Source organism: Pseudomonas edaphica, assembly GCF_005863185.1.
GTDB classification, from domain to species: Bacteria; Pseudomonadota; Gammaproteobacteria; order Pseudomonadales; family Pseudomonadaceae; genus Aquipseudomonas; species Aquipseudomonas edaphica.
In genome coordinates this window covers 1-2,692 of sequence record NZ_VBVZ01000755.1, presented here as the reverse complement: position 1 = coordinate 2,692, position 2,692 = coordinate 1, and the positions used below count along the sequence as shown (strand labels likewise).

Sequence of the window (2,692 nt, the reverse complement as noted above, 5' to 3'; positions counted from 1 at the left end):
GTTCAGCAGTTTCCAGCCAGTGCCCTGCCAGCGCACGCCGGTGCCCAGGGTCAGCTTGTCGAGTGGGCCGGTCAGCTTGTAGCTGGTGTAGATATTGACCTGATCTTCCGGCTCCCAGGTGGAGAGCTTCTCACCCTGTTTGTCGCGCATGATCTTATGGGTATAGCCCGCCTGCAACTGCCAGCCTGGCGCCAGCTCGCCGGAAATTTCCGCTTCGTAGCCTTTGGTCTTGGCTTCGGTGCCCCTGGAGGCGTAATCCAGCCCTGGGTGGCTGTTGGGGATGTAATCCGTGTCGTCGACGGCGCGGTTTTTCTCGTGAACCTCGAAGTAGGCCAGGCTCGAATTCAGGCGACCGTCGAAGAACTCGCCCTTAAGGCCGATCTCGTAGTTCTTGCCTTCATCCGGTTCCAGCGGTTTGTCGTTGCGGTCTCGGTAATCGTCCTGGGGCAGGTAGATTTCGGTGAAGCTGGCGTAGGCCGAGAAGTTGTCGTTGAGGTTATAGGTGATGCCGGCATAAGGCACTACCTTGCCGGTGTCCTTGACCTGGCTGGTGCCGCTGACTTCGTAGTTGTTGACCCGAGTGCCGAGGATCAGGTGCAAGTCATCCGCGAGGCTGAAGCGCCCGGTGATGTAGCTGGCGCTCTGGCGGGTCAGCTCGTCGTTCTTTTTGGTTCGAGGACCACGGTCCGGCTTGGGGGCGTCGCCGTCCCAGTTGAAGTAGTCGTGGCTGTTGTCGTAGTTGGTGGCGTTGGTGTAGTCGCTGCCCAGCCAGTGCGAGCGCGAGACCGACGTGCCGACCACCAGTTCGTGCTCACGCCCGAACAGGCTGAACGGCCCAGTGGCGTAGAGATCACCCGTGTCGCTGGTGGTTTCACCATTGTAGGTACGGGTCAGCAGCGATGCCTTGCCCGTTTCGGCATTGGGTGACAGCAGGGCCGACAACGGGGCTTTGTAGCCGTTGATCTGGTGGTTGTACTGCGCCTTGCCGACCCAGCCGTTGTCGAACGTGTGTTCCAGGGTGGCGAAGGCGGTACGGGTGTACTGTTTCCACTTGCTGTACTTGGCGCCGTTGTTGAAGGAGCGCGGGGTGCTGATGTGGTTGCCGGCCGAGTCAAAGAGCGAGGCCGCACCGGACCAGCTGGAGCCCTGCGGGTCACTGTCCTGGTAGTCGCCACCGATGGTCAGCAACGTATCCGGTGCCAGGTCGAACTCGAGAATGCCGTAGTAGACGTTGGTCTGGCGTTGGTAGTGATCGAGGAACGTGTGTTTGTCCTGGTACGCCGCAACAGCACGGCCACGCACGTTGCCGGTCTCGGTCAGCGGGCCGCTGACATCAATTTCGGAGCGGTAGTTGTCCCAGGAGCCCGCGCCCAGGTCCACATAGCCCTTGAATTCCGAGGTGGGCTTTTTACGCACCATATTGATGGTGCCGCCCGGGCCGCCGGCGCCGGTCAGCAGGCCGGTGGCGCCCTTGAGAATTTCGACGCGGTCGTAGATCACGGTGTCGGTCAAGGTGTGGCCCGACGAGTACTGGGCATCCTGCAGGATCGGAATACCGTCGTACTGGAAGTTCTGAATGGCGAAACCACGAGAGAAGTAGCTGGTGCGCTCGCTGTCGTAGGTGGCAACGGTGATGCCCGGTGTGTGACGCATCACGTCGTCGATCGACTTGAGGCTGAAGTCGTCCATAGCCTGGCGGGTCACCACGGAAATCGATTGCGGCGTCTCACGTGGGCTTAACACCATGCGCGTCGCGGTGGCGATGGTGCCAGGGGTGTAGGAGCCGGAACCTTCGGTGATGGTCCCCAACTGGTTAGCGGTTACCTGGGTAGCACCCAGTTCCAGTGCCGACGTTTTCGCCGCGCTGATGGTGAACGAGCTGCCCTGCAGGTCATAGCTGATGCCCGTCCCGGACAGCAAGGTGGTCATGGCCTGGCCAGGTTGCAACTTGCCTTTGATCGCGTGGCTGCGCTTGCCTTCTACATCGGTAGGGCTGTAGAGCACCTGCAAGTTGGTCTGGCGACCGAACTCCTGAAGCGCGCTCCCCAGCGGCTGTGCGGGCACATTCAGCTCAACTTCCTGCGCCTGCACATAACCTGCCACCGGCAGTGCCAGTGCCAGGGCAATCGCGCTTGGCAGCAGAGGGGTATTCAAGAGGCGGCGCATGGAGAGTGCCTTGCTCAAGGGACTCAGACCGAACGTTGCTGGCATGGATGCATTCTCTTCTATGTTTTAAGTGGGCAGCTTTTAGTGTTTATTGAGGTCAATTCTCATTACCACTAGTGAGACGTTCCTATCCGGAAAAACCGGAAAATAAATTTCAAGCCGGCTCCATCTCGTGCACCACCTTGCCCGCTCGCAGGCGCACCAGTTGGTCGGCGATGTCGAAGTAGCGGTCGTCGTGGCTGATCACGATGATGGTTTTGCCCAGGCGCTTGAGGTCGGGCAGCAGCTCGGTGTAGAACACGCGGCGGAAGGCCGGGTCCTGGTCGGCGGCCCATTCGTCGAACACCAGCACCGGGCGTTCTTCGAGCCAGGCATTGACCAGCGCCAGGCGCTTGCGCTGCCCGGTGGAGAGGTCGGTGGTGCTGAATACGCCGTCCTTGACGCTGACTTTGTGCGCGATTTCCAGGCGCTCCAGGTACTTGGCAGCACTGTCCAGCGATTGCGTGGCGCTGCCCTGGACCAGGTC

2 protein-coding genes are annotated in these 2,692 nt (G+C 60.7%); both read right to left on the bottom strand.

Annotated elements, in window-relative coordinates; genetic code table 11:
• On the bottom strand, positions 1-2,166 hold a 2,166-nt coding region (locus FEM54_RS30020; RefSeq protein WP_138454006.1), incomplete at its 3' end, for a TonB-dependent siderophore receptor.
• A 154-nt stretch (positions 2,167-2,320) separates the two neighbouring features.
• On the bottom strand, positions 2,321-2,692 hold a 372-nt coding region (locus tag FEM54_RS30015), incomplete at its 5' end, for an ATP-binding cassette domain-containing protein (RefSeq protein WP_138454005.1).